The sequence below is a fragment of the Microbispora siamensis genome (genome assembly GCF_016863095.1).
Taxonomy (GTDB): domain Bacteria; phylum Actinomycetota; class Actinomycetes; order Streptosporangiales; family Streptosporangiaceae; genus Microbispora; species Microbispora siamensis.
Genome location: NZ_BOOF01000025.1, coordinates 138,004 through 162,711, shown reverse-complemented (window position 1 = coordinate 162,711; position 24,708 = coordinate 138,004). Strand labels below are relative to the sequence as shown.

Here is a 24,708-nt window from a genome sequence, read left to right as displayed (position 1 = left end):
CTTCGCGTTCTGCGCTTTCTGCTCACCCTTGTGTGACGAGACCCGGCGGGTATCGTGCTGGGCATGCCCTGGGCCGACCCTCCTAGGCCGCGTCCGCACCCCCGTTTCGCGACCCAAGCGCTGCTCGTGCAGGTCGCGGTCCTCCTGCTGATCATCGGTCTCGGCTTCGCGCTGGTGGCGTACCTGCTGCACGCGGAGCTCGAGCGCCAGTACGAGCAGCGCGCGCTCGCCGTGGCGCGCGCCGTCGCCGCCGACGACGTCGTGATACGCGCGGTGGCCGCCCACTCCCCCGGCCCGCAGGTGCAGCGGCGGGCCGAGGAGGTACGCCGCCGCACCGGAGTGCTGTTCGTGGTGGTGGCCGACGACCAGGGCATCAGGTACTCCCACCCGGACCCCGCGAGGATCGGGCACCGGGTGAGCACCGAGCCGGAGGCGCTCGCCGGCCGGGACGTCGTCACCTTCGAGCGCGGCACGCTCGGCCTGTCGGCGCGTGGCAAGGTGCCCGTGCTGGACGGCGCCGGACGGGTGGCCGGCCAGGTCAGCGTGGGGATCGCGGCCGGCGAGGTGTCCAGGAGGGTCGGCGACCTGCTGCGGGGCGCGGCCGGGTTCACCGGTCTCGCGCTGCTGCTCGGCCTGGCCGCCTCCGCCGGCCTCGCGCGCCGCCTCAAGCGGCAGACGCTGGGGCTGGAGCCCTCCGATCTCGCCGACCTGCTGCGGGAGCGCGAAGCCGTACTGCACGGCATCGACGAGGGCGTGCTGGCGGTGGACGCGGCCGGGCGGATCACGATCTGCAACGACGCCGCTGCGCGGCTCCTCGGCGGCATGCCGGATCCGGGCACCGCGGTCGGCGACGCGGGCCTGCCGGCCGGCGTGCGCACGCTCCTGGCCGAGCGCCGCACGGTCCGCGGGGTGCTCCTCGCCACCGAGGACAGGATGCTGGTCGCCACGGCCGGGCCGGTGCGGCGCGGGCAGCACGACCTCGGCCACGTGGTCACGCTGCGGGACCGCACCGACCTGGACGAGATGACCCGCGAGCTCGACGTGGTGCGCGCGCTGTCGGACGCGCTGCGCGCGCAGGCCCACGAGTACACCAACCGGCTGCACACGTTGTCCGGCCTGCTCAGCCTGGGGCATCGCGACGAGGCCGCGGCCTACCTCCGCGAGCTCGCCGACGATCCCCTCGCGACGGAGTACGGCGACGGCGGGCGGCTGCGCGACCCGTACGTCCGCGGGCTGCTGGCCGCGAAGACGGCGGTGGCCTCCGAGTGCGCGGTCGACCTGCGGCTCAGCCAGGACTCGTTCCTGCCCGGTCCGCTCACCTGCCCGCTCGACATGGTCACGGTCCTGGGCAACCTGGTGGACAACGCGATCAGCGCGGCGCGCTCCGGCGCCCGCAGGCCCGCCTGGGTCGAGGTGTCGCTGCTGGCCGAAGCCGGCATCCTGCACCTCGTCGTCGTCGACAGCGGCGACGGCGTCCCGCCACAGGCCTGCGACCGGCTGTTCGACCAGGACTTCACCACCAGCGCCGACGACGCCCGCCCGCACGGCGTCGGACTCGCGCTCGCCCGGCGCGTCGCCCGCAGGCACGGCGGCGACCTCGCCCTGACCAGGCCCTCCGGCGCCGACTGCGGGGCGGTCTTCGTCGCGCGGATCCCCGGCGCGGTCGAGCCCGCGCGTCACCTGTCCGGAGCCCCGTCCACCGGGTGCGTGGGGGCGCCGTGATCCGGGTTCTCGTCGTCGACGACGACTTCCGCGTCGCCAACCTCCACGCGCGCTATGTCGGGCGGGTGCCGGGGTTCGAGGTGGCGGGCATCGCCCACACCGCCGCCGAGGCCGTCGCGCTCGCCGGGCGGCTGCGACCCCACCTCGTGCTGCTCGACCAGTACCTTCCGGACGCGCCAGGCACCTCGATCGTCCCGGACCTCGGCGGGCATGTGATCATGCTCACCGCCGCCGCCGAGGCGGGGGTCGTCCGCGAAGCGCTGGGCCGTGGGGTGGTCAACTACCTGGTGAAGCCCTTCACCGAGGGTGACCTCGCCGAGCGGCTCCGCGCGTACGAGCGGTTCCACCGGCGGCTGGGCGGCGCCGCGTCGCTGAGCCAGGCCGAGATCGACCGCGCGGTCCGGATGCTGCACGAGGGCGACCGGGTCGACGCCGCGGTCAGGAAGGGCCGGTCGAGCCACACCGCGCAGCTCGTCATCGACGCCCTGCGCGCCGCCGGAGGACCGGTGACCTCAGCGGACCTCGCCGCCCGGCTCGGGCTGTCCCGGGCCACCGCCCAGCGTTACCTGTCCGACCTCGCCGCCGACGGTCGGCTGACCGTCGGGCTCAGGTACGGAACCACCGGCCGGCCCGAACACCTTTACCGGCTTCCTGAGCCGCCGGCGCAGTAGCCTGCCCCAGTCCGACGGGCTGGGCAGCGTGAGGAACGCCTCCGCCTGGAGCGCGGAGACGCCGATGCGCGGCAGGTCGCGGGTGTTCGGGTAGACCAGGAACCGCGGCTCCCACAACGGCCTGAACTTGGCGTTGAAGCGGTACAACGACTCGATCTGGAACCAGCGGGACAGGAAGACGAGGATGCCGCGCCAGGCCCGCAGCACGGGCCCCGCGCCCAGCCGCTCCCCCCGCGCCAGCGCGGAGCGGAACATCGCGAAGTTCAGCGACACCCTGGTCACGCCGAAGTCCGGCGCCGCCTGCAGCGCCCGGACGATCAGCAGTTCGTTCAGCCCCGGATCGGCCTCCCGGTCCCGGCGCATGAGGTCGAGCGAGATGCCGTCGCGCCCCCAGGGCACGAAGTGCAGGACGGCCCGGATGTCCCCGCCCGACTGGTCGTCACCCTGCGGCGCCGCCGCCCGGTGCGCCGTCACCACGAGGCAGTCGGCGTCGGCGGGGTCGCCGAACCGGCCGAGCGCCATGGAGAAACCGCGCTCGGTCTCGGTGCCGCGCCAGTGGTCGGCCGCGGTGCGGATGCGCTCGCGCTCCGCCTCGCTGAGGTCGCCGGCCCGCCGCACCTGGCAGGTGTAGCCGAGCCGCTCCACCCGCTTGACCATCTGGCGCACGTTGCGCATGGCACGGCCCTCCAGCGTGAACCCGGCCACCTCGACGACGGCCTCGTCGCCGATCTCCAGGGCGTCCAGGTCGCCCTCCCTGGTCCACACCTCGCCGGCGGTCTCGCTGCACCCGATGACGGCCGGGACCCACGCGTGCCGCCTGGCCTCCTCCAGGAAGCGCCTGATCGCGCCGGGCCACGCCTCGGGGTCGCCGATCGGGTCGCCGCTGGCCAGCATCACCCCGGCCACGACACGGTAGGCCACGGCGGCTTTGCCGCTGGGCGAGAAGATCACGCTCTTGTCCCGCCGGAGCGCGAAGTATCCGAGCGAGTCCTGCCGGCCGTACCGGTCGAGCAACCCGCGCAGGCGCTCCTCGTCGTCCTCGGTGAGCGCGGCGGCCGGTCGTTCCGGCCGCAGGGCGAGGTAGATCGTGGTCACGGCGGTGAGCACGCCGAGCCCGGCGAGCGAGAAGGACACCAGGTCGGCGACCCGGTCGGAGGTGTACTCCACCGGGCCGTCCAGGCCGACCAGGCCGAGCAGGACGTGCTGCATCCGGTCGCCGAAGCCCGGGTCGCCGACGACGGTCCTCGGGTGCGAGTCGACGATGATCCAGCCGAGCACCACGTCGAACGCGCCGAGCGCCAGCAGGTTCCACAGCGCCCGCCAGCGCGAGCGCGGGTCGGACAGGGCGTAGAACTCCCGCTTGTTGACCAGCAGCACCACGAACAGGATTAGCGACACCGACGCGGCGATCGGGTGCCGCCAGCGCAGCCCCTCCAGCGCGGTGCCCACCGGCAGCAGCACCACGACGGCACGCCAGGCCCGGACCTTGCGCCTCCTGAGAGCGTGGGCCAGCATGATCAGCAGGATTCCCACCACCAGCGACGCCGACAGGGCGAGCGAGGTGACGCTACCCGGCAGGACGCTCGCGATCTCGCTGATCCGGCTTTCCCGGAAACGCGGGAACACGCCTTTGACGATGTCCAGAATCCCGATCAGCAGGGCGGAATACGCTGCCGCTGCCGGAATCCATGGACGCGCTATTCCCCTCCGGGAGGTGTCTGTCCGACGGCTCACGGAAGCAGACCTTAAATGGTGAAATCCACTTCGGGGGCCAAGATTCCTATCCTTAACCGCGGCCTTACGTCTGTCGAGTACTTTTACATGGGCCGACGCCACGGGGGACGCAGGAAGAGGCCGGGGTTGGAACTGACAGCGACAAAAGTGCAGGTCCTGTTCGTCGTGCTCGCCCTCGGCGGGCTGGTCGCGACGGTCTGGCTGTGGCCCCGGCTGAGCGGGCCGTCCTGGCGCTCGATCGCCGCGCGGGTGGGCGTGCTGGTCGCGGACCAGACCCTGCTGCTGCTCGCGGTGGCCGTCGTGATCAACGCGTACTTCGGGTTCTTCGGCTCGTGGGGAGACCTGCTGGGCACGAACGCGGCCGGCGCGCCGCCGATCACGGCGGGTACGGCGGGGATGGCCGGTACGGCGGCCGGCGGAGCGGGCCTCGTCCGGATGCTCGGCAGCAGGCCGGTCGAGGTCACCAAGCCTAAGGCCGGCGTGCCCGCGGGGCGTCTGGAGCAGGTGACGATCACCGGGGCCAGGACCGGGCTGAGCTCACCGGCGTACGTGTACCTGCCGCCGCAGTATTTCGACAAGAAGTACGCCGGGCGGCGCTTCCCCGTGATTCTCGGGCTGACCGGCTATCCGGGCGACGCGGAGAACCTGGTCACCCGGCTCGACCTGCCCACGCTCACGGCGACCTCGATCCTCGCCCACGAGATCGGCCCGACCGTCCTGGTCCTCATGCGCCCCACCGTCGCACCGCCCAGGGACACCGAGTGCGTGGACGTGCCGGGCGGCCCGCAGGTCGAGACGTACTTCACCTCGGACGTCCCGCACGCGATGGCCGCGGCGTTCCGGGTCGGCACCGAAGCCGCGAACTGGGGCATTCTCGGCGGATCGACGGGGGGCTACTGCGCGCTCAAGCTGACCATGCGGCACCCCGAGGCGTTCTCGGCCGCGGTGTCCCTGTCCGGGTACTTCCACGCTCTCATGGACATGACGACGGGCGACCTGTTCGGCGGAAACCGGCGGCTCCAGGACGAGAACGACCTGATGTGGCGGCTGGCCAACCTGCCGGCCCCTCCGGTGTCGGTGCTGGTGACCAGCAGCCGTCAGGGCGAGTCGAACTACCAGGCGACCGAGCAGTTCCTGGCGGCCGTGAAGCCGCCCATGCGGGCGTCCTCGCTGATCCTGCCGAGCGGGGGCCACAACTTCGCCACCTGGAACAGGGAGCTTCCCCAGGCCCTGCCCTGGCTCGCCCAGCAACTGCACGCGCCCGCGCAGCCGCCGTCCCCGCCCGCGAGCGCCCAGGGTCCCGGCCGCCTCGCCCGCGAAGCGCCCCTGCACCCCGCCCGGCGGCCTCACCCCGGCCATCACGCTCCCACGCACAAGGTCGCGAAGAAGAAGAAGAAGAAGAAGTAGGCCGGCGGGGACGGACGTGACGGCGCCGCGCCTGTTCCCGGCCGGCGGCCGAGTGAGGGCGGTGGATCAGCGCCGCTCGGCGGCCTCGACGACGTTGGCCAGCAGCATGGCCCGGGTCATCGGCCCCACCCCACCGGGGTTGGGGGCGACGAAGCCCGCGACCTCGCGTACGTCGGGGGCCACGTCGCCGGTGAGCTTCCCGTCGACGCGGGAGACGCCCACGTCGAGCACGGCCGCGCCGGGCTTGACCATGTCGGCGGTCACGAGGTGGGGCACCCCGGCCGCGGCGACCACGACGTCCGCCCGGCGCACGTGGGACGCCAGGTCCTGGGTGCCGGTGTGGCAGAGCGTGACGGTGGCGTTCTCCGCGCGGCGGGTGAGCAGCAGGCCCAGCGGACGGCCCACGGTGATGCCTCGGCCGACCACGACGACCTCGGCGCCCTTGAGCGGCACGCCGTACTCCTGGAGGAGGACCACGATGCCGCGCGGGGTGCACGGCAGCGGGGCGTCGACCATGTGGACGAGCCTGCCCAGGTTGACCGGGTGGAGGCCGTCGGCGTCCTTGGCCGGGTCCATGCGCTCGATGAGCGCCTGGGTGTCCAGGTGGCGCGGCAGCGGCAACTGGACGATGTAGCCCGTGCAGGCCGGGTCGGCGTTGAGTTCGTCGACCGCGGCCTCCACGTCCGCCTGGGTGGCGCTTTCCGGAAGGTCCTTGCGGATGGAGGTGATGCCGACCTCCGCGCAGTCGCGGTGCTTGCCCGCGACGTAGATCTGGCTGCCCGGGTCGTCGCCGACGAGGATCGTGCCCAGGCCGGGGGTGATGCCCCGGGCCGCCAGGGCCTTCACCCGCTCCGCCAGCTCACTCTTGATCTTGGCGGCGGTCGCCTTGCCGTCCAGAAGCCGCGCGGTCATGGCTCTTCCTGTCCTTCCGGGTGGTCCTGCCGGATGCTCTACTGTCCCCCCTCGCGACGCTCGATGATCCGCCGGGTGAAGGGGATGAACTCCACGATCCGCCAGCCGAAGTAGGCGGCCAGCGCGGCGATGGGGAGCAACGCGATGGGGCTGTTCCACACGCCGTTCATCGTCGCGAAGGAGCTCATGATCGTATCAAGGGGCATGGAGGGACTCCGGGGGAGGATGGGGTGGGCGCTTCAGGCTAACCGCCCCACAGGGGTGATCGTGCCGTTTTCCCCCCATCCATCCCAACAGGCGCCCCTCCGTGCCGGTACGTCGGCCTTCTCGATCAGTGGAAGAAGTGCCGGGTGCCGGTGAAGTAGAGCGTGATGCCCGCCTCCTTGGCGGCCTCGATGACCAGCTCGTCGCGGATCGAGCCGCCCGGCTCGACGATCGCCTTCACCCCGGCCTCCGCCAGCACCTGCAGGCCGTCGGGGAACGGGAAGTACGCGTCGGAGGCGCCGACCGATCCGGCCGCGCGCTCGCCGGCCCGGGAGACCGCCAGCCGGGCCGAGTCGACCCGGTTGACCTGGCCCATGCCGACGCCGACGGTCGCGCCGCCGGAGGCGAGCAGGATCGCGTTCGACTTCACCGAACGGCAGGCCCGCCACGCGAAGGCCAGGTCGGCCAGCACCTCGGGCGAGGCCGCCTGGCCGGCCTTGAGCTCCCACGTGGACGGGTCGTCGCCGGGCGCGTCCACCCGGTCCACCGTCTGCACGAGCAGGCCGCCGTCGATGCGGCGGAACTCCGCGGCGTTCGACGGCCCCTGCGGGCAGGCGAGCAGGCGGATGTTCTTCTTCTCCCTGAGCACCTCGAGCGCGTCCGCCGCGAACGACGGCGCGACCACGACCTCCGTGAAGATCGGCGCGATCTGCTCGGCCAGCTCGCGGGTCACCTCGCGGTTGACCGCGATCACCCCGCCGTACGCGGACACCGGGTCGCACTCGTGCGCCTTGCGGTGCGCCTCGACCACGTCGGCGCCGACCGCGATGCCGCAGGGGTTGGCGTGCTTGATGATCGCCACGCACGGCTCGGCGAAGTCCCAGGTGGCCCGCCAGGCGGCGTCGGCGTCCACGTAGTTGTTGTAGGACATCTCCTTGCCGTGAAGCTGCTCGGCGTTGGCCAGGCCGTCCTTGCTTCCGGTGTAGAGGGCGGCTCCCTGGTGCGGGTTCTCGCCGTACCGCAGGGCGGCCTTGCGCTTCCACGCGGCGCCCATGAAGGACGGCCAGTCGCCCTCCGGCGCGTACACGTCGGCGAACCAGGACGCGACCGCGACGTCGTAGGCGGCGGTGTGCGCGTACGCCGTGGCGGCCAGCCTCCTGCGCTCGGTCAGCGTGAAGCCGCCCTCGGCGACCGCGGCGAGCACCTCGCCGTACGCCGCGGGGTCGACGACCACGGCCACCGTGCCGTGGTTCTTGGCGGCGGCGCGGATCATCGCGGGGCCGCCGATGTCGATCTGCTCGACGCACTCGGCGTCGGAGGCGCCGGAGGCGACCGTGGCGGCGAACGGATACAGGTTCACCACCGCGAGCTGGAACGGCTCGATCTCCAGCTCCTCCAGCTGCTTGACGTGGGAGGGGTTGGCGCCGTCGGCGAGCAGCCCGGCGTGGACCCGCGGGTGGAGGGTCTTGACCCGTCCGTCCAGGCACTCGGGGAATCCGGTGAGCGACTCCACCTTGGTGACCGGCACGCCGTAGGAGGCGATCGCGGCGGCGGTGCCACCGGTCGACACGATCTCCACGCCCGCGGCCTCGAGCCCCCGCGCCAGGTCTTCGAGACCCGTCTTGTCGTAAACGGTGATCAGCGCACGGCGGATGGCGATGCGGGTCACTTCGTGTTCCTTCCTGGTGTCGGGCCTTCTGCGGCCTGTCCTGCGACTCGTCCCGTCCCCAGGCGCACGGTCCGCCCGGTCAGGGTCCAGCCCTCGCGGGCCATGCGGCCCACCGTCTCGACGAGGAGGCGTCGCTCGACGGTCTTGATGCGCTCGTGCAGCGACTCCTCGTCGTCCCCCTCCCGTACGGGCACCGCCTCCTGGGCGATCACCGGGCCCGTGTCCACGCCGGCGTCCACGAGGTGGACCGTGCAGCCGGTGACGCGGACGCCGTAGGCGAGGGCGTCGCGCACGGCGTGCGCGCCGGGGAAGGCGGGCAGCAGCGCCGGATGGGTGTTGACGACGGGAAACGCGCCCAGCACCCGGGGGCCGAGGATCTTCATGAACCCGGCGGAGACCACCAGGTCGGGCTTGTGCTCGGCGATGCGCCCGGCCAGCCTCTCGTCCCACTCCTCCCGGGTGGGGTGGTCGCCCACCCTCTCGACGAACGTGGGGACGCCGGCGCGCTCGGCCCGGGCCAGGCCCTCGATGCCGGTGCGGTCGGCCCCGACGGCGGCGACGGTCGCGCCGAACGCGTCGTCTGCCGCCGCGTCCAGCAGTGCTTGCAGGTTGGTCCCCGATCCCGAGACGAGGACGACGAGCCGGAAGGACAGGGTGGAACTCCTTCGTGAGCTGCCTTCGTTTTGCAGGTGATTGCCGGGAGATGGTTCCTTAGAGAGTGGTCGAGCGTGGAGGGCCGTCCCTCGACGCAGCTAAAGCGTATCGGGCGCCGGCCATCACGACTGACGACGGGCTATGCGGAACGCGAGGCGAGGAGACCGTGACAACACCCCTACAGACGCCGACCCCTGCCACCGGAGGGCGCAGGGCTCTCGTGCTCGCCATCATGGCGCTGGTCTTCACGCTGTTGTTCCCGGCCGCCGGGCTGGCGCTGTCGATTTTCGCGATCGTCATCGCGATCCGCGACCTGCGCCTGCTCAACCGCGAACGGCGCGGGATCGGGATGGCCACCGGGGCCGTCGTGCTCTCGTCGCTCGCGTTCGTCCTGGGGATCGTGACCACGGGATTCCAGCTCTACTTCTCGGACGAGCTCAACGCGTACAACGAGTGCCGCAAGGGCGCGGGCACGGTGGCGGCCCAGCAGGAGTGCTCCGACCAGCTGATGCGGGCGTTCGAGCGCAAGATGGGCGTGGCCTGGCCGACCGGCGTCCCGGCCCCCGCCTGACCTACTGAGCGTCGCCGAGCTGGAGCGCCTGGAGCGCGAGCCAGGCGATGACGCGGTCCTCGGTGACGGAGACGGACAGGCCGGTCAGCTCCTCCACCCGCGCCATGCGCTGGCGCAGCGTGTGGCGGTGGATGCCGAGCTGCGAGGACGCCGCCTCCCAGCTGCTGTTCTCGCTCAGGAAGACCCGCAGCGAGCGGAGCAGGACCAGGGTGGCATCGTTGTCCAGCAGCGGCAGGAGCGGCGAGGTGAGCGCCGCGCGCGCGGCCGGGTCGAGGTGCTGAAGGATCAGTCGCTGGGTCGGCAGCCCGGCGAACTCGACCACGGGACGGGCGTCGGCCACGGCGACCGCGAGCGCCTGCTCGGCCTGCCTCCGGCTGAGCAGGCCGGAGACCGGCGGCTGCGGGCTGCCGATGCCACACCGCGCCGGAACGCCCTCCCGCTCGACCGCGTCGGACACCCGCGCGGTCCACCGGCCCAGCTCGTCCTCCGGCAGCAGCACGGTGACCAGCGACGACTCCGAGCTGACCAGTGGAGGCAGATCCAGCTCCGCGCACCACTCCAGCACGTTGTCCTCCAGCGGGACGGCGCGACCGCGAGCGCAGCAGCGCGACGGCGACGTTCCCGGCGAGCAGGTTCCACCGGGCCGACACCCGGGCGACGAGCGCCGGGTCGCCCGACATCAGCGCGTCCACCGCGTCGGCCCGGGCCAGGCCCCAGGTGTCGCCACCGCTCAACGGATTGAGGGCGAGGTCGAGCAGGAGTGCGGCGTGCTGCGCCAGCTCCCGGGTCAGCGTGATCCGGTCCGGGCGGGGCGCGACCACGAGGTGGGCCCGGGGCCGGACCGGGTCGCCCACGCCGTACACGGTCAGGGCGGGATGCCGGATGCGGGAACGCTGGCCGAGCGCCGCGGCCCGGGCGTCGTCGATGTGCACCCGTGCGGCGCCCACGGCCGCGTGGATCTTCCCGTGCCGGTCCATCAGCACGGCCCAGCTCTCGATGCGCGCGGCGAGCGTGGCCACGACCCCCTGCGCCCCGGCGCTCCGCGCCACCATCGTCATGCTGGACACGCCCTCGGCGATCAGCCGCGCCTCCGCGGCGCCGGTGCGCAGCAGGTCGGCGTTGACGTGGTAGGTGATGTCCTGGAACGCCACGGCGCTGGGGATCTCCAGCACGGCCAGGCCGTGTTCCCCTGCGCCTTCGACCAGCGCCGGCGGGACGGACGGGTGGCGCACCCCGATTCCGAAGCCGAGCGCGGCGACGCCCGCCTCGCTCAGCCTCGCGGCGTACGCCGCCAGATCGTCGGGCGTGTCCAGTTCCAGGCCGAGGGTGAGGAGCATCTCGCCGCCGCGCAGCCAGGGGGTCGGATCCGCCAGCTCGGATATGTGCGTCCAGCGGATGGGGCGGTCCAGACCCGTCGTCCCGGTCGGCACGCGCAGCCGGAACCGCTGCGCGACGTCGCCCGCCGTCTCCAGCATCCGGCGTCTCCCCTCTCGGATCGCGCGACATCCCGTCGCCGAACTGACGCAGTGTCACCGTGACACGACCGCGCCGGGGGCGCGAAGTATCGGATCGGCGCACCGAGCGCAGGTGAATGGACATTTGGCCAGCTGCCGCGGCATGGCCCGCGTTCCTAGCCTGGACCTGTTTCAGTAACACCGGGTGACGGCAGGGCTGTTCCCGGGCCGAGGAAGGGAGCAGTATGCGCGCCGCGGTATTCGAATCCGCCGACCGGCCCGTCCGGGTCGAGCAGGTGGAGCTCGCCCCTCCGGGGCCGGGCGAGGTCCGTGTGAGGATCGCCGCCGCCGGGGTCTGCGGCTCGGACCTGCACGTACGCCGTGGTGAATGGGACGTCCCGCTCCCCCTGGTGATGGGGCACGAGGGCTCCGGCGTGGTGACCGAGCTCGGCCCGGGGGTGACCAGCCTCGCGGAGGGCGACCACGTGGTCCTGTCCTGGGTCGCCCCGTGCGGGCGGTGCCGGTACTGCCGGTCCGGGCACGAGGCGCGCTGCCAGCTCGCGGCGACCGTGGTCGCCCCCGGAGGGGTCCTCCAGGACGGCACCAGCAGGCTGAGCCGGAACGGGGAGACCGTCTACCACTACCTCGGGGTCTCCTCCTTCGCCGAGGAGGCCGTGGTCCCGGCCTCGGGAGCCGTCAAGATCCGCGAGGACGCCCCGCTGGACACCGTGGCCCTGGTCGGTTGCGCGGTGGCCACCGGTGTCGGCGCGGTGACCAACACGGCCGCCGTCCTGCCCGGCAGCACGGTCGCGGTCATCGGCTGCGGCGGGGTCGGCCTCTCCGTCGTCCAGGGCGCCAAGCTCGCCGGAGCCGAACGGATCGTCGCGATCGACACCCGCGCCGAGAAGACGGCGCTCGCGATGACGCTCGGGGCCACCGATCAGCTCTCCGGCGCCGAGGCGACCGTTCCGGAGGCGCTGCGCGACCTCCTGCCGGACGGCGTCGACTACGCCTTCGACGCGGTCGGCCACCAGGCCACGCTGGAGTCGGCCATCCAGATGCTCGGCCTGGGCGGTGCGGCGGTGGCCGTGGGCCTGCCGCCCAAGGGCACGCTCGCGCGCTTCGACCCGCTCGTCCTGGCGGAGGCCGACCAGCGCATCCTCGGGTCCAACTACGGAAGCGTCCGCCCGGCGATCGACATCCCGGCGCTGGTCGACCGCTACATGGACGGCCACCTGCAGCTCGACCAGCTCGTCAGCAGGCGCACGACGCTCGACGAGGCCGGCCACGCCCTGGACGCCCTGGCCAGCGGCGAGGCGCTGCGCACCCTGCTCGTCCCCTGACCGGGCCCCCCTCCCCGAGACGCGTCTCCCCGTCGTCCCTGCCCGGGTCCGCCGCCGCGGATCCGGGCCCCCGCCACCCGTCCTCCCGCCTCTGGCCTCGGACCGCCAAGGCCCCGTTCGTACAAGGAAAACCCCGCATGACACAGACCACCGCCCCCCACCCGCAACACGGGCACGGGCTGCGGCGCGGGGCGATGTCGGGCGGCGAGGTCGTCGCCCAGGCCATCGCCAACATCGCCCCGAGCGCCGTCATCGCCTTCTCCGTGGCCGGAATCTTCGCCAGTGCCGGCAACGCGTCCTGGCTGTCGTTCACCCTCGCCACCGTGGTCATCCTCGCCGTCGGCTACTGCATCTCCCAGTTCGCCAAGCGCCGGGCCTCGGCCGGCTCGCTGTACAACTACGCCGCCCAGGGGCTCGGCCCGCTCGGCGCGTACGTCACCGGCATCACACTGATCATCGGCTGTTTCGGCATCGCGTCCGGCTCCCTCGCCGGCGCCGTCTACCACTTCAACGCCTTCCTGGCCGGGATCGGGCTGACGATCCACAACACGCTGTGGAACGTCGTGCTCGCGGTGGTGATCGGCGGCCTCGCCACGCTGTTCACCGTGTGGGGCATCCGGATGTCGGCGCGCATCTCGCTCATCCTGGAGATCATCTCCATCACGATCATCACGGCGATGCTGGTCATCGTGCTGTTCGCCGGGGACGGGCCGGTCTTCGACAGCAACCAGCTCACCCTCGACGGCGCCACGCCGCACGGCATCGCGGTGGGCATGGTGCTGGCGATCCTCGGGTTCGTCGGCTTCTCCAGCTCCGACGCACTCGGCCGCGAGGCGCGCAACCCGTTCAAGGCGATCCCCCGGGCCATCATGTGGAGCGCCGCGGGCGTCGGCCTCCTTTACATCTTCGCCTCCTACACGCAGGTCGCGGGCTACCGCGCGCTGGGCGACCTGGGCACCAGCGGCAACCCGCTGGACGAGCTCGCGGTGGCCGTCGGCATGCCAGGCTGGTTCCGCCCGGTGCTCAGCCTCGGCGTCACGGCGTCGTTCTTCGCCGTCGTGGTCGCCCCGATCAACGTGATCGGCCGCATCGTCTTCGTCATGGGCAAGGAGGGCGTGCTGCCCGCCTCCCTCGGCCGGACCCACCGGACCCAGCAGACCCCGCATCGGGCGATCCTCACGGTCGCGCCGATCGCCGTCGCGCTGACCGCGCTGCTCTTCGCGCTCGGCATGGACGGCATGGAGATCGTGGTCAACGTCGACACCTACGGCACGTACGGCTACATGGTGGCCTACGCCGTCGTCGCGCTCGCCGCGCCGATCTTCCTGCGCCGGGAGCGTGTGCGGATCCCGCTCATCTGGCCGTGCGTGATCGTCTCGGTGGTGGGCATGGCGTACGTCTTCTACGTCAACGTCGTGCCGTGGCCGGCCTGGCCGCTGAACTTCGTGGTCCTCGCCTTCCTCGTCACCGTCGCCGTGGCCCTCGTCTGGTACGGCTACCTCCGCACGGCCCGGCCGTCGGTCGTCCAGACCATCGGCACGACCGAGACCGACTTCGCCGAGATGGCCTGACGACCACGCCATGCCCGCTTGCCCCTGACGCGCGGGTCAGGGGTTAGCGTCGCGGGGCCGTGCGGGCTGTGCCGCACGAGCGGTCCCTTTCCGACACCGTGGGAGTTCCCCATGCCCCAAACCCCGCCCCGCGCCGCACGGGAGATCCGGCTCGCCGAGGTTCCGTCCGGTCTTCCCGGCCCCGAGCACCTGACCGTCGCCGAGGTCCCGCTGCCCGTGCCGGGGGCCGGTGAGGTCCTGGTGCGCAACCGCTGGTTCCAGGTCTTCCCCTCGCTGCGCACGCTGATCGCCGGAGGCGTGCCGGGCACGCCCTTCCCTCCGCTGCGGCCCGGGGACACGCTGTTCGGCCCGGCCGTCGGCGAGGTCGTCACGGCCCCCTTCGGCAAGGGCACGGACGACAGCGGTCTGCGGCCGGGCGACCTGGTCGCGCACTTCCGGGGCTGGCGTGAGTACGCCGTGGTCCCCATGTCCGCGCCGCTGGGCGACGCCCTGCCGGACCCGGCCGCGCACCTCGCGTCGGGCGCCACCGCGTACGCCGCCCTGACCCGGATCGCCCGCCTGTGCGCGGGCGAGACGGTGCTCGTCACCGGGGGCGCGGGAGGCGTCGGGTCGCTCGCCGGCCAGATCGCCCGGCTGCTGCGCGCGGGCCGCGTGATCGGCACCACCGGCTCGCCGGCGAAGGCCGAGCGCATGATCGCCGAGCTCGGCTACGACGCGGTGGTGCTCCGCGACGGGAGCCCGATCGGCGGGCGGTTGGCCGAGGCGGCGCCCGACGGCGTGGACGTGGTCGTGGACACCGTCGGCGGCGAGCAGCTTCAGGCCGCGGCCGCCGCGGCGCGGCCCGGCGCCCGCCTCGTCGTGGTCGGCACCCTGGCCACGCAGCTGTCGGCCGCGTCCGGCGGCACGACGGCTCCCGTGGAGCTGGACGCCTTCCAGCTCATCGCCAAGAACATCACTCTGCGCGGCTTCACCGGCGTCGACGACGAGATCCACGCGGAGTGGACGGAGCGCTTCGGCGCCTGGCTCCGCTCGGGCGCCATCGCCTTCCCGCACACGCGGATCGCGGGCATCGAAAACGCGCCGCGGGCGTTGCGTGAGTTGTTCGAGGGACGGCACGTGGGAACGGTCGTCATAGAGCTGTGTAGTTCGTGAAGCTGTGAGCACGGCCGGGAGGTCTCATGCGGATCGGCGACGCCGCGGCGGCGGCCGGGACCACGCCACGCGCGTTGCGCCTGTACGAGCAGCGCGGGTTGCTCCTGCCGCCGCCGCGCACGTCGTCGGGCCAACGGGAGTACGGCCCGCGGGACATCGCCCGCATCCGCCTGGTGCGCCAGTTGCTCGCTCTCGGCCTGACCATCGAGGACGTCGCCCGCTGCGCCGACCGCCTGGACCTTCTCGAGGGCGACACGCTGCCGCCGTACGGCAGCCCCGGCTGCTCCGGCGGCAGCGGGGTCGTGCAACGCCGGATCGCCACGCTGGACGCCGAGATCGCCCGCCTGACGGACCTGCGGGACCGCCTCGCGTCGGCCGTCGCCGAGCCGCCCGGGACGGATCAGTCGCGGTCCCAGGCGTAGGGGTCGACGTAGATGACATGGCCCCCGCGGTCATCGGTCTCGTCCACGATGTCCGTGCGCGGCTTCGGCGGGGGGCTCGGGGCGCGGCGCTTCGCGGCCGGTTTGCGCGGGACATCGGGGATCTGGGGGGTGGCCCCGGCCCGCCGCGCGCCCATGTCGTCGAAGGTCTCCGCCGCCGCCGCGGCGTGCTCGTCGGTCCAGTCGTCCCTGATGACCGGGATCGGCTGGGTGTCCGCCTCGGTGGCGTCCAGCCAGTGGCCCGGCAGGTGGGCGCCGCGGGCGGGCCGCACCCGTCCGGCCGCCTTGGCGATCACGGCGCCGGCCTTCCGCACCGGCTCGGGCGGGGTGGCCGGCCGCCGGGAGATCAGCCACCAGTTGGCGATGCCGGCCGAGATGCCGGCGGCCACGCCGACCTCGAGTGTGACCGACAGCGCCACCTCCCAGGGCGACGGCCCCACCGCGGCCAGGCCCGCACCGCCCAGCGGGCCGCCCGACAGCGCCGCGAGCGTTCCCGCGACGAGGCCGGAGGTGATCCCGCAGACGAACCCCCACAGCGGCGCGGCCTCGATCGACGGGGTCGGCGCGACGCGGGCCGTCACCACGCCGGCGACCGCCCCCGCCGCGAACGGCACCGCGATCACGCCCATGACCCAGGTGGGCGCGGCGCCTGACGACGGCAGGGCGCCAAGCAGCGGCAGCATGGGCACCGCGCTCAGCTTGACCCCGGTGGGCGCGACCAGCGTCCCGGCGCCCACCGCGAAACCGGGCCCCGAGATGTACGCCATGCCCCAGACGACGGCGTTGAAGAAGTAGAGGACCTCCAGGAGCAGGAGCAGCAGGCCGCCGACCACCCCGGGGCTGAGGACCTCCGACATCTGCTGGATCCTGGCGAAGTTGACCACCACGGCCCCGAGGACCAGCACGGCCCCGGCCACGAGCATCAGCGAGGTCGCGACGGCTGTGCCGGCCACGAGCGACCGCGGCCGCTCGGGCAGCAGGCGCAGCATCGACCGCCAGGGCCCGATCGTGCGGGCGGTGGCGACCGACCCGGTGACGAAGGCCAGCAGCAGGTGGCTGACCAGCGCCTCCCCCAGGAACGGCTGCATGATCTCGTTGCCGGAGACCAGGGCGATCACCCCGGCGAGCAGCGCGTACGGCGCGGCCAGCGAGATGCCGGCCTGGGCGATGAGCGCGAGCTGGGCACGGCGCCGGGCGTTCTCGAGGTCGCGCGGGGTGCCCTTGGGCAGCCGGGCCGGCATCCGCACCCGCAGGTCGGCGTCCCGCGCCATCCACAGGCCGGCCCGGTAGAGCAGCGCCCCCGGCAGGATCATCAGCCCGATGGGCAGCAGGCCCACCCGGCCGCCGGGGATCGCGAAACCGGCGTGGTGGGCGGCGAGCCAGAGCTGGCAGGCCGTACGGAAGACACCGGGCAGGCCCTCGCCGAACGGCCCGCGGGGCGCGGCCATCCAGCCGATGAGCGTGAGCGTGGTGAGCACGGCGAGGCCGACGCCGAGCGTCCCGACCGCGGCCAGCATGCCGGAGACGGGCAGCGGACGGCGGGTCTCCTCGTCGTCGCCGCCGCCCATGCGGCCGAGCACGGCGCGGGGAGCGGTCCTGAACTGATCGAGAAGGCCCGTCACGCTACCGCATCATCCCAGCCCCGCGGCCTCCCTCCACGTCGCCACGCCGAGGAGTACGCAATCCGGACGCATCGGCACGCGTACCGGCCGGGCCGGAAACGACCACGACCTTGCGCTCGCACCACCGCGGCGGTGGGAGGGCAAGGTCGCGGACGACAGTCGACGCGTGCGCGATCAGCGGCTGGACATGATCTCGCGCATCAGGCGGGCGGTCTCGCTGGGGGTGCGGCCGACGCGGACGCCGACCTTCTCCAGGGCCTCCTTCTTGGCCTGGGCGGTGCCGGCGGAGCCGGACACGATCGCGCCGGCGTGACCCATGGTCTTGCCCTCGGGCGCGGTGAACCCGGCGACGTAGGCGACGACCGGCTTGGTCACGTGCTCGTCGATGTAGGCCGCGGCGCGCTCCTCGGCGTCGCCGCCGATCTCGCCGATCATCACGATCGCGTCGGTCTCCGGGTCCTCCTGGAACGCCTGGAGGGCGTCGATGTGCGTCGTGCCGATGACCGGGTCGCCGCCGATGCCGACGCAGGTGGAGAAGCCGATGTCGCGCAGCTCGTACATGAGCTGGTAGGTCAGCGTGCCGGACTTCGACACCAGGCCGACGCGGCCCTTGGTGGTGATGTCGGCCGGGATGATGCCCGCGTTGGAGGCGCCGGGCGAGGCGATGCCGGGGCAGTTCGGGCCGATGATGCGAGTCTTGTTGCCCTTGGAGACGGCGTACGCCCAGAACTCGGTCGTGTCGTGGACCGGCACGCCCTCGGTGATGACCACGCACAGCGGGATCTCGGCGTCGATGGCCTCGCGGACGGCGGCCTTGGTGGCGGCCGGGGGCACGAAGACGACGGACACGTCGGCGCCCGTCTGCTCCATGGCCTCCTTGACCGTGCCGAAGACCGGCAGGCCCTCGTGGGTGATGCCGGCCTTGCGGGCGTTTACGCCGCCCACGACCTTGACGCCGGCGGCGAGCATGCGGCGGGTGTGCTTGGTGCCCTCACCACCGGTCATGCCCTGAACGATGATCTTGCTGTTCTCGGTGAGCCAGATAGCCATTACGCACCTACCGCGGCGAGCTCTGCGGCGCGCTTGGCCGCTTCGTCCATGGTGTCGACCAGCTCGACCCGCGGCAGCGCGGCGTCGGCCAGGATCTGCCGCCCCAGGGCGGCGTTGTTGCCGTCCAGGCGGACGACCAGCGGGTGGGTCACTTCCTCGCCCCGGCTCTCCAGGAGCTTGAAGGCCGAGACGATGCCGTTGGCGACCGCGTCACAGGCGGTGATGCCGCCGAAGACGTTCACGAAGACCGACTTCACCGACGGGTCGGACAGGATGATCTCCAGGCCGTTCGCCATGACCTCGGCCGACGCGCCGCCGCCGATGTCGAGGAAGTTGGCCGGCTTGGGCTGGCCGGGGAACTCCTCGCCCGCGTACGCCACGACGTCGAGCGTGGACATGACCAGGCCCGCGCCGTTGCCGATGATGCCGACGTTGCCGTCCAGCTTGACGTAGTTGAGGTGCTTCTCCTTGGCCCGGGCCTCCAGCGGGTCCTCCGCGGCCTTGTCGACGTACGCCGAGTGCTCCGCCTGGCGGAAGTTCGCGTTGTCGTCGAGGGTCACCTTGCCGTCGAGCGCCTTCACCTGGCCGTCCGCCGACAGGATCATCGGGTTGACCTCGACCAACGAGGCGTCCTCGTCGACGAAGACGGCCCAGAGCTTCTCGATCAGCTCGGCGGCGCCGTCCAGCGCCTGCTGCGGCAGGCCGCCGGCCACCGCGATCTCGCGGGCCTTGGCGCGGTCGACGCCCGTCAGCGGGCTGACCGGCACCTTCGCCACCTTCTCCGGCGCGGTGTGCGCGACCTCCTCGATGTCCATGCCGCCGGAGGCCGAGCAGATGGCGAGGAACGTGCGGTTGGCACGGTCGAGAAGGAAGGAGAAGTAGTACTCCTCCGCGATCTGGCTGGCCTCCTCGATCAGGACCTTGTGGACCGTGTGGCCCTTGATGTCCATGCCGAGGATCTGCGTCGCCTTCGCGTGCGCGTCGGCGGCGTCGTCGGCCACCTTCACGCCGCCGGCCTTGCCGCGCCCGCCGGTCTTGACCTGGGCCTTGACGACAACGCGTCCGGTGAGCTGCTCGGCAGCCGCCCGCGCCTCCTCCGCGGTGTGCGCGACGATTCCGCGCGGCACCGGGATGCCGTACTCCGCGAAGAGCTCCTTCGCCTGATGTTCGAACAGGTCCACGAGGGTCCGTCCCTTTTGATGTCCGAGGCCGGGCGCCGTCGTCCCGCCCGGCGTTTCCGCGCATGAAGCCTAGTCCCCGTACGAGCGTGGCCGCGTCGTCGGGTCCCACTGGAGCCTTGCCAACAACCCTTGGGTACGGCAAGGTTGGGCAAAATGCCTAAACGGTGGCTGGGACCGCCGAACGGACCCATTCCACGATCTCCTGCGTCGTGGATCCCGGCGTGAATATCCTCGCGACCCCCATCTTCGCCAGTTCGGGGATGTCGGCCTCGGGGATGATGCCCCCGCCGAACACGACGATGTCCTCGGCGCCCTCCTCGCGCAGGACCTCGAAGAGCCGGGCGAACAAGGTCATGTGGGCGCCGGACAGGATGGACAGCCCGATCGCCGCCGCGTCCTCCTGGATGGCCGTACGGACGATCTGCTCCGGCGTCTGGTGCAGCCCCGTGTAGATGACCTCCATGCCCGCGTCGCGCAGCGCCCGCGCCACCACCTTGACCCCGCGGTCGTGCCCGTCGAGCCCCGGCTTCGCGACGACGACCCGAATCCTGCCTGCCATGAAGACCTCCCTACGGTGCCCGCTGCCCGAAGCGTAACCGCCGCCCGTGGACCTTCCGTGGAACGGCCCCGCGTCAGCCGCCCGCCGGCCGTCCCCGCAGCAGCGCGCGCAGGCCGTCCACGAGCCCCTGCCTCTCCTGCGGGGTCATCGTGCGCACGGCCGCCGCCAGCGGGTCGTCGTCGCGCTCGGCATCGTCGCGGCCCGCGTTCACGGTCGCGGTGCGGCCCCTCTCGGTGATCCGGACGTACACACGCCGCCGGTCGCGCTGGTCGCGCATCCGCGCGACCAGCCCACGACTCTCGACGCGGTCGAGGAGTTCGGTGGTCGCGGCCCGCGACAGCCGCAGGCGTCCGGCCAGGTCGCCCACCGTGAGCGGCCCGTACGCCGCCAGATGACGCAGGACCGACAGCATGCGGGCGGTCACGTCACCCCCCGGCAGGAGGCGGCCGGACGTGCGCAGGCGCCGGTGGACGGCGGGGTAGAGCCGTGTGATCTCCTCGACCGCCGCCTTCTCCTCCATGACGTCCTTTCGCATCCGAACTTTTCGCGGCGAAATAATAATCAGCCCGCATACCGAGCCACTAGCTGAATACTCACAGGAAATCCTTATTTTCGTTACTTCTCTGTGATCATGAACCGCAAGGATTCCCAAGCTGCCCTCCTGATCTTGAGGGCACTTACGGGAGGAATCACCTTGAAGCGAGCACTCATGGCGCTGGCGTGCGCCGCGACGGCCGCGCTCGTGGCGCCCGCCATCGCCGCCCCCGCGCAGGCTCAGACCTCTACTCAGGCGCAGGCCCCCGCCGCCGACCCGGTGGCGGCGCTGCGCAAGCAGTACGTCGCCGGCCACGGCGTGCGGTTCGTCTCCTCGGGCACGCTGAGCGTGGCCGGCGTCACGGCCATCAAATTCACCGCGAACGGCGCAATGGCCTTCGGCCGGTCCGGCGTCGTCGCTTCGGACAGCACGCAGAAGCTCAAGTACAACGACCTGCTGAAGGAGGAGAACGAGGACCTGAAGGACGCGGAGAAGCCCCTCCACGCGATCGTCATCGGTAGCACGGGCTACCTCTCGGGCGGGGTCTTCGCGAGCGTGCTGCCCGAGGGCAAGACCTGGCTGCGGCTCCCCGCCCAGCGGCCGGGCTCCTCATCGAGCTTGGGCGAGTTCCTGAACCCCGCCGACTGGCGCAACCTCAAGGCGGTCCTCGCGACCACCAAGGCCAAGGGTCCGGGCGGCAGCGTCAACGGCGCGAAGACCACGCTCTACCGCGGCAGCATCTCGCTGGCGCAGCTCATGAAGGTCAGCCCGGGCATCAAGGAAAGCTTCGGCGGCCTGGGGGCCGACCCCGCCAAGACCGTCGTGTCCTGGAAGCTGTGGATCGGCTCCGACCAGCTCGTCCGCCGCTCCTCGGCCAGCGCGGACCTGAAGATGAAGGCCAAGGGCGACTCCGTCACCTTCACCCTGAGCGACGTCACCACGTTCGCCGGTTGGGGCGGGAAGGTCACGGTCAAGGCGCCGCCGAAGAGCCAGGTCGCGAACCTGTCCGACCTCGACGGCGACGTGCCGGAGACGCCGGGCACGGTCATCCTGCCCAACAACTGAACCGGGCGGGCGATCAGGCACTGAACCGCGCGGCCGAGCCCCCCGCGCGGCGCTGAACAGAGGCGGCCGGCCCCTGGGTGATCACACCCGGGGGCCGGCCGCTCCGTTTCAGTCCGTTTCCGGGCGTCCGGCGCGCCTGCTTCGCGGGCGCCGACGGCCCGGGGTCGTATGCCGTTTCGGGCGCACCGAAATTGTCATCGTTCCAAGTCGGGCGACTTCGGCGAAGATCGTGCATGCTGATCGATCTTGTCCCAATCTGGGCTGATGACTACGCAGTCCCAACGCTCGCCCCTGAGAACCGGGGCGCATCGCGGACTCCTGCCGGCGCTGGCGATGTTCGCCACCCTGCTGGCGGCCGTGCTCGCTCCCACGCCCGCGTCCGCGACCGGCACCGCCCTCACCACCACAGGCACCTCGGCGGCCATCTCCACGGCCGGGGCCGTCTCCACGAGCGTCGCCGCCACCGACGACGTCTTCGTGAGCGAGGCGGAGCCCACCAAGAACTTCGGCACCGCGACCTGGATGAGCGTGTGCGGCAGCGCCTGCGGCGGCACGGCCGCCGGGCAGCGCGTCGCCCTCGTCCGGTTCACGGTCGCCGGCATCCCCGCAGGCGCCGCAGGCGTCACCGTGACCCTCGCCGTGACCTCGGCGAGAACGACCGACACCACCATCGCGGTCCGTCCGGTGACCGGCGCCTGGACGGAGACCGGCACCACCTGGAACACCCGGCCGGCCATGGGCGAGGTGATCGACTCGCACAGCGGGTTCACCGCCGGCGGGACCGCCACGCTCGACGTCTCCTCGGTGGTCAAGGGCAACGGAACCTACGCCTTCGCGCTGACCGGCACCTCGGCGACCACGACCGTCCTGCACTCCTCTCGGGCGGGCGAGGCCCTGACCCCCACACTGAAGATCAGCTATACCGAGGGCACGGCGGGGCCGCTGCCGTTCACCATGCCCACGACGGCTCAGCTCCGGGCGTCGGCCCAAAAGGTGTTCGCCCACTACTTCACGCCCTACCCGGTCTCGCTCGACAACAAGGCCCCGGCGGACGACTACTACACCAGGAACTACCTCAATCCCGACGGCGAAAGCGGCAAGCACTCCGCCTACGGCGGGCTGCTGCGCGACCGGCCCCTCGGACGTGACCCGCTCACCGGCGACTGGGCGCTGGCCGACTTCACGACCGAGGTGCGGCAGGCCATCGCGGCCGGGCTGGACGGCTTCACCGTCGACATCCTGTCGTTGACGGGCACCCACTGGACCCGGGTTCAGAAGCTCATCCAGGCCGCCGAGGCCGTCGATCCCGCCTTCAAGATCGTGCTCATGCCCGACATGAACGGCCTCGCCTCGGCCGACAGCGCGGCCTTGGCCGACGCCGTGGCCACGCTGGCGGCCTCGAAGTCGGTCTACCGGCTCGGCGACAACCGGCTGGTCGTCGCGCCCTTCAAGGCGGAGGGACGCACCGCCGCCTGGTGGGCGGACTGGATGACGACCATGGAGACCGAGCACGGCATCAAGGTCGCCCTCGTCCCCTGCTTCCTCGACTTCAACAAGTATCGCGACGCCTTCAGCTCGATCAGCTACGGCTTCGCCAACTGGGGCGGCCGCAGCCCCGCCGCCAACAGCGGCCTGACGGCCAACATCGACCGCGCGCACGACATGGGCAAGATCTGGATGCAGCCGGTGTCCGTCCAGGACGAGCGGCCCAACCAGGGCATCTACGACGAGGCCGCCAACACGGAGAACCTCCGGGCCACCTGGAAAGGCGCGATCGACGGCGAGGCCGACTGGGTCCAGCTCGTCACCTGGAACGACTACTCGGAGAACACCCAGTTCGCCCCGTCGAGGAACGCCGGGTGGACCTACCTCGACATCAGCGCCTACTACCTGACCTGCTACAAGCTCGGCTGCCCCGCGATCACCAAGGACGTGGCATACCTGACGCACCGGGTGCACCCGGTCGCGGCCACCCCCTCCTACGGCGAGACGAAGCTGATGAAGCTCCGTACGGGCAGCACGCAGCCGCGGGACACGGTCGAGGTGCTGACCATGCTGACCGCGGCGGCCCAGGTCAGTGTGGACGTCGGCGGCACCGGGCAGACCTACGACGCGCCCGCCGGGGTCTACGCCAAGACGTTCGCCCTGCGGCCGGGCTCCGCCTCGGCCTCGGTCTCCCGCAATTCCACGAACGTGGCCACGGTGGTGTCGCCCTTCGCCATCACCGCGACGCCGTACGTGCAGGATCTGCACTACCGCGCGGCGTCGAGCGGCCGGCCCTGACGGCAGGACACCCGGAGTCCATGACGCGCCCTCGGCCCCCGGTGGTCTGCACGACCACCGGGGCCGGGGCCTTTAGGAAATCTGAATTTCGTGATTCCCGTAATTACCGGCCGCGAGAATCCCCGGGCTGCCCTCCTGAACCCGGAGGGCACGTACTCCCTTCTCGGGCACAGGCCCCCGCCGCCGACCCGGTGGCGGCGCCGGCCACGTCGTTCAGGATGGCGGGTCACCCGGTGGCCGGCCGCTCCGGACGCCCAGCCGGGACTAACTGTGGCCGGGTGTGGGCGATCCGGCCCCTCGTGACAGCGGGAGGACGGGGATGCGAAGGGTGATCGTGCCCGCAGTGGGGAAGCGGAACGTGACGTCGATGGGGGTCGCACCGAGCGGGCGGTGGATGTCGACGAGCTCCAGGTGCGGGCGGTCGTGGCCTTGCTGGAGGGAGACGGTCCCGTGAGCGGGAATCGTCACATTGACGGCCTGCCGGGGGGAGGACGGCCCTTGCCGGTAAACGACCCGCTCGGCGTGGACGGTGCTGACGCCGTCGAGCGTCTGCGGTCTGTCGCTGTTGTTGACCAGGGTCAGGTACAGCCCCAGGTCGTCGCCGGCCTTCTGCTCGTCCATGGGCGGGGCGAGGATGTGCACGTGCAGCAGCCGCACCGGGCCGATCTGCCCGTCGACCAGTCCGCCCCTGCTCCAGGTGCCGTGGGGCCTGGCCCGCTGCCGCGGGGAGTCGCACGCCTGTAGCGCCAACGCCAGGCAGGTCGCGAGCAGGATGCACAGCGCCACTACTCGCCGGTGATCCGTACGACGACGGTGAGATGACGTGATCATGCGGCGCTCCCTGGTCAGGCAGCTCAGAATGTGGCGCTTCGGGTCGGTCCTCCCGTCAGGCGGTCCGATGATCTGAAC

At 72.1% G+C, this 24,708-nt stretch carries 22 protein-coding genes and 2 pseudogenes; 11 read left to right on the top strand and 13 right to left on the bottom strand.

Annotated elements, in window-relative coordinates; genetic code table 11:
• Positions 1–63 precede the first annotated feature (63 nt).
• Positions 64–1,722, top strand: a complete 1,659-nt coding sequence (locus Msi02_RS21820) for a sensor histidine kinase (RefSeq protein WP_204050002.1) — start codon at positions 64–66, stop codon at positions 1,720–1,722.
• Complete coding sequence (locus Msi02_RS43370) at positions 1,719–2,393, top strand: response regulator (RefSeq protein ID WP_079316019.1); 675 nt, start codon at positions 1,719–1,721, stop codon at positions 2,391–2,393. Before Msi02_RS21820 ends, Msi02_RS43370 begins: the two co-directional genes overlap by 4 nt.
• A gap of 102 nt (positions 2,394–2,495) precedes the next feature.
• On the opposite strand, the pseudogene Msi02_RS21815 reads toward Msi02_RS43370, so the two are convergent.
• Positions 2,496–4,127, bottom strand: a pseudogene (locus Msi02_RS21815) (phosphatidylglycerol lysyltransferase domain-containing protein); the annotation flags it as partial.
• A 126-nt stretch (positions 4,128–4,253) separates the two neighbouring features.
• Between Msi02_RS21815 and Msi02_RS21810 the strand changes: the two are divergent.
• Positions 4,254–5,534, top strand: a complete 1,281-nt coding sequence (locus Msi02_RS21810; protein ID WP_204050000.1) for an alpha/beta hydrolase — start codon at positions 4,254–4,256, stop codon at positions 5,532–5,534.
• A gap of 66 nt (positions 5,535–5,600) precedes the next feature.
• Here the strand turns inward: Msi02_RS21810 and Msi02_RS21805 are convergent, their stop codons facing one another.
• The 4 genes from Msi02_RS21805 to purN form a co-directional block, all read right to left on the bottom strand.
• Positions 5,601–6,446 (bottom strand): bifunctional methylenetetrahydrofolate dehydrogenase/methenyltetrahydrofolate cyclohydrolase, encoded by an 846-nt coding sequence (locus Msi02_RS21805; protein ID WP_204049999.1) that lies wholly within the window; start codon positions 6,444–6,446, stop codon positions 5,601–5,603.
• 38 nt (positions 6,447–6,484) lie between these two features.
• Positions 6,485–6,652 (bottom strand): hypothetical protein, encoded by a 168-nt coding sequence (locus Msi02_RS21800; protein ID WP_179155248.1) that lies wholly within the window; start codon positions 6,650–6,652, stop codon positions 6,485–6,487.
• 125 nt (positions 6,653–6,777) lie between these two features.
• Positions 6,778–8,319, bottom strand: coding sequence for a bifunctional phosphoribosylaminoimidazolecarboxamide formyltransferase/IMP cyclohydrolase (gene purH, locus Msi02_RS21795; RefSeq protein WP_204049998.1), 1,542 nt, complete (start codon positions 8,317–8,319; stop codon positions 6,778–6,780).
• The gene (gene purN, locus Msi02_RS21790) at positions 8,316–8,972 is read right to left on the bottom strand and encodes a phosphoribosylglycinamide formyltransferase (protein ID WP_079316007.1); all 657 of its coding nucleotides are present in this window, start codon (positions 8,970–8,972) and stop codon (positions 8,316–8,318) included. The genes purH and purN overlap by 4 nt, the downstream gene beginning before the upstream one ends.
• 167 nt (positions 8,973–9,139) lie before the next feature.
• On the opposite strand from purN, the gene Msi02_RS21785 reads away from it, so the two are divergent.
• Positions 9,140–9,544, top strand: coding sequence for a hypothetical protein (locus Msi02_RS21785; protein WP_143737420.1), 405 nt, complete (start codon positions 9,140–9,142; stop codon positions 9,542–9,544).
• 1 nt (position 9,545) lies between these two features.
• Here Msi02_RS21785 and Msi02_RS21780 read toward each other — a convergent pair whose 3' ends face one another.
• Positions 9,546–10,109: a PucR family transcriptional regulator gene (locus tag Msi02_RS21780; protein WP_204049997.1), complete on the bottom strand. Its 564-nt coding sequence runs from the start codon at positions 10,107–10,109 to the stop codon at positions 9,546–9,548.
• 317 nt (positions 10,110–10,426) lie between these two features.
• Between Msi02_RS21780 and Msi02_RS21775 the strand changes: the two genes are divergently transcribed.
• The gene (locus Msi02_RS21775; protein ID WP_204049996.1) at positions 10,427–10,675 is read left to right on the top strand and encodes a hypothetical protein; all 249 of its coding nucleotides are present in this window, start codon (positions 10,427–10,429) and stop codon (positions 10,673–10,675) included.
• A 41-nt stretch (positions 10,676–10,716) separates the two neighbouring features.
• Here the strand turns inward: Msi02_RS21775 and Msi02_RS21770 are convergent.
• Positions 10,717–11,019: pseudogene (locus tag Msi02_RS21770) on the bottom strand (PucR family transcriptional regulator ligand-binding domain-containing protein); the annotation flags it as partial.
• 224 nt (positions 11,020–11,243) lie between these two features.
• On the opposite strand from Msi02_RS21770, the gene Msi02_RS21765 reads away from it, so the two are divergent.
• The 4 genes from Msi02_RS21765 to Msi02_RS21750 all read left to right on the top strand — a co-directional run bounded on the left by Msi02_RS21765 (position 11,244) and on the right by Msi02_RS21750 (position 15,486).
• Entirely contained in the window at positions 11,244–12,341 is a 1,098-nt protein-coding gene (locus tag Msi02_RS21765; protein ID WP_204049995.1) for an alcohol dehydrogenase catalytic domain-containing protein, read from the top strand.
• A gap of 137 nt (positions 12,342–12,478) precedes the next feature.
• Positions 12,479–13,912 (top strand): APC family permease, encoded by a 1,434-nt coding sequence (locus tag Msi02_RS21760; RefSeq protein ID WP_204049994.1) that lies wholly within the window; start codon positions 12,479–12,481, stop codon positions 13,910–13,912.
• Positions 13,913–14,023: 111 nt separating this feature from the next.
• The gene (locus tag Msi02_RS21755; RefSeq protein WP_204049993.1) at positions 14,024–15,064 is read left to right on the top strand and encodes an MDR family NADP-dependent oxidoreductase; all 1,041 of its coding nucleotides are present in this window, start codon (positions 14,024–14,026) and stop codon (positions 15,062–15,064) included.
• Positions 15,065–15,090: 26 nt separating this feature from the next.
• Complete coding sequence (locus Msi02_RS21750) at positions 15,091–15,486, top strand: MerR family transcriptional regulator (RefSeq protein WP_079318283.1); 396 nt, start codon at positions 15,091–15,093, stop codon at positions 15,484–15,486.
• Here the strand turns inward: Msi02_RS21750 and Msi02_RS21745 are convergent.
• The 5 genes from Msi02_RS21745 to Msi02_RS21725 all read right to left on the bottom strand — a co-directional run bounded on the left by Msi02_RS21745 (position 15,465) and on the right by Msi02_RS21725 (position 20,451).
• A complete protein-coding gene (locus Msi02_RS21745; RefSeq protein WP_204049992.1) occupies positions 15,465–17,126 on the bottom strand; it encodes a cell division protein PerM in 1,662 nt (553 codons plus the stop codon). The two genes, Msi02_RS21750 and Msi02_RS21745, sit on opposite strands and share 22 nt — an antisense overlap.
• Positions 17,127–17,300: 174 nt before the next feature.
• The gene (sucD, locus tag Msi02_RS21740) at positions 17,301–18,176 is read right to left on the bottom strand and encodes a succinate--CoA ligase subunit alpha (protein ID WP_079318281.1); all 876 of its coding nucleotides are present in this window, start codon (positions 18,174–18,176) and stop codon (positions 17,301–17,303) included.
• Positions 18,176–19,357, bottom strand: coding sequence for an ADP-forming succinate--CoA ligase subunit beta (sucC, locus tag Msi02_RS21735; protein ID WP_079318279.1), 1,182 nt, complete (start codon positions 19,355–19,357; stop codon positions 18,176–18,178). The genes sucD and sucC overlap by 1 nt, the downstream gene beginning before the upstream one ends.
• A gap of 157 nt (positions 19,358–19,514) precedes the next feature.
• Positions 19,515–19,916 carry a coenzyme B12-dependent isobutyryl CoA mutase small subunit gene (gene icmB, locus Msi02_RS21730; RefSeq protein WP_076433118.1) on the bottom strand — a complete coding sequence of 134 codons (402 nt, stop codon included), beginning with the start codon at positions 19,914–19,916 and terminating at the stop codon, positions 19,515–19,517.
• A 73-nt stretch (positions 19,917–19,989) separates the two neighbouring features.
• Positions 19,990–20,451, bottom strand: coding sequence for a MarR family winged helix-turn-helix transcriptional regulator (locus Msi02_RS21725; protein WP_204049991.1), 462 nt, complete (start codon positions 20,449–20,451; stop codon positions 19,990–19,992).
• Between the two features lie 159 nt (positions 20,452–20,610).
• Between Msi02_RS21725 and Msi02_RS21720 the strand changes: the two genes are divergently transcribed.
• Complete coding sequence (locus Msi02_RS21720) at positions 20,611–21,516, top strand: hypothetical protein (protein ID WP_204049990.1); 906 nt, start codon at positions 20,611–20,613, stop codon at positions 21,514–21,516.
• Between the two features lie 264 nt (positions 21,517–21,780).
• The gene (locus Msi02_RS21715; protein ID WP_239108590.1) at positions 21,781–23,799 is read left to right on the top strand and encodes a glycoside hydrolase family 71 protein; all 2,019 of its coding nucleotides are present in this window, start codon (positions 21,781–21,783) and stop codon (positions 23,797–23,799) included.
• 264 nt (positions 23,800–24,063) lie between these two features.
• Here Msi02_RS21715 and Msi02_RS21710 read toward each other — a convergent pair whose 3' ends face one another.
• Positions 24,064–24,630, bottom strand: a complete 567-nt coding sequence (locus Msi02_RS21710; RefSeq protein ID WP_204049989.1) for a copper chaperone PCu(A)C — start codon at positions 24,628–24,630, stop codon at positions 24,064–24,066.
• Between the last annotated feature and the right edge of the window lie 78 nt (positions 24,631–24,708).

Excerpts from the sequence above, each read along its gene's own strand:
- Msi02_RS21820 (WP_204050002.1), top strand. The coding sequence starts at position 64 with ATGCCCTGGGCCGACCCTCCTAGGCCGCGTCCGCACCCCCGTTTCGCG.
- Msi02_RS21805 (WP_204049999.1), bottom strand. The coding sequence starts at position 6,446 with ATGACCGCGCGGCTTCTGGACGGCAAGGCGACCGCCGCCAAGATCAAG.
- Msi02_RS21800 (WP_179155248.1), bottom strand. The coding sequence starts at position 6,652 with ATGCCCCTTGATACGATCATGAGCTCCTTCGCGACGATGAACGGCGTG.
- Msi02_RS21775 (WP_204049996.1), top strand. The coding sequence starts at position 10,427 with ATGCGGGAACGCTGGCCGAGCGCCGCGGCCCGGGCGTCGTCGATGTGC.
- Msi02_RS21765 (WP_204049995.1), top strand. The coding sequence starts at position 11,244 with ATGCGCGCCGCGGTATTCGAATCCGCCGACCGGCCCGTCCGGGTCGAG.
- Msi02_RS21760 (WP_204049994.1), top strand. The coding sequence starts at position 12,479 with ATGACACAGACCACCGCCCCCCACCCGCAACACGGGCACGGGCTGCGG.
- Msi02_RS21755 (WP_204049993.1), top strand. The coding sequence starts at position 14,024 with ATGCCCCAAACCCCGCCCCGCGCCGCACGGGAGATCCGGCTCGCCGAG.
- Msi02_RS21750 (WP_079318283.1), top strand. The coding sequence starts at position 15,091 with ATGCGGATCGGCGACGCCGCGGCGGCGGCCGGGACCACGCCACGCGCG.
- sucD (WP_079318281.1), bottom strand. The coding sequence starts at position 18,176 with ATGGCTATCTGGCTCACCGAGAACAGCAAGATCATCGTTCAGGGCATG.
- icmB (WP_076433118.1), bottom strand. The coding sequence starts at position 19,916 with ATGGCAGGCAGGATTCGGGTCGTCGTCGCGAAGCCGGGGCTCGACGGG.
- Msi02_RS21725 (WP_204049991.1), bottom strand. The coding sequence starts at position 20,451 with ATGCGAAAGGACGTCATGGAGGAGAAGGCGGCGGTCGAGGAGATCACA.
- Msi02_RS21715 (WP_239108590.1), top strand. The coding sequence starts at position 21,781 with ATGACTACGCAGTCCCAACGCTCGCCCCTGAGAACCGGGGCGCATCGC.
- Msi02_RS21710 (WP_204049989.1), bottom strand. The coding sequence starts at position 24,630 with ATGATCACGTCATCTCACCGTCGTCGTACGGATCACCGGCGAGTAGTG.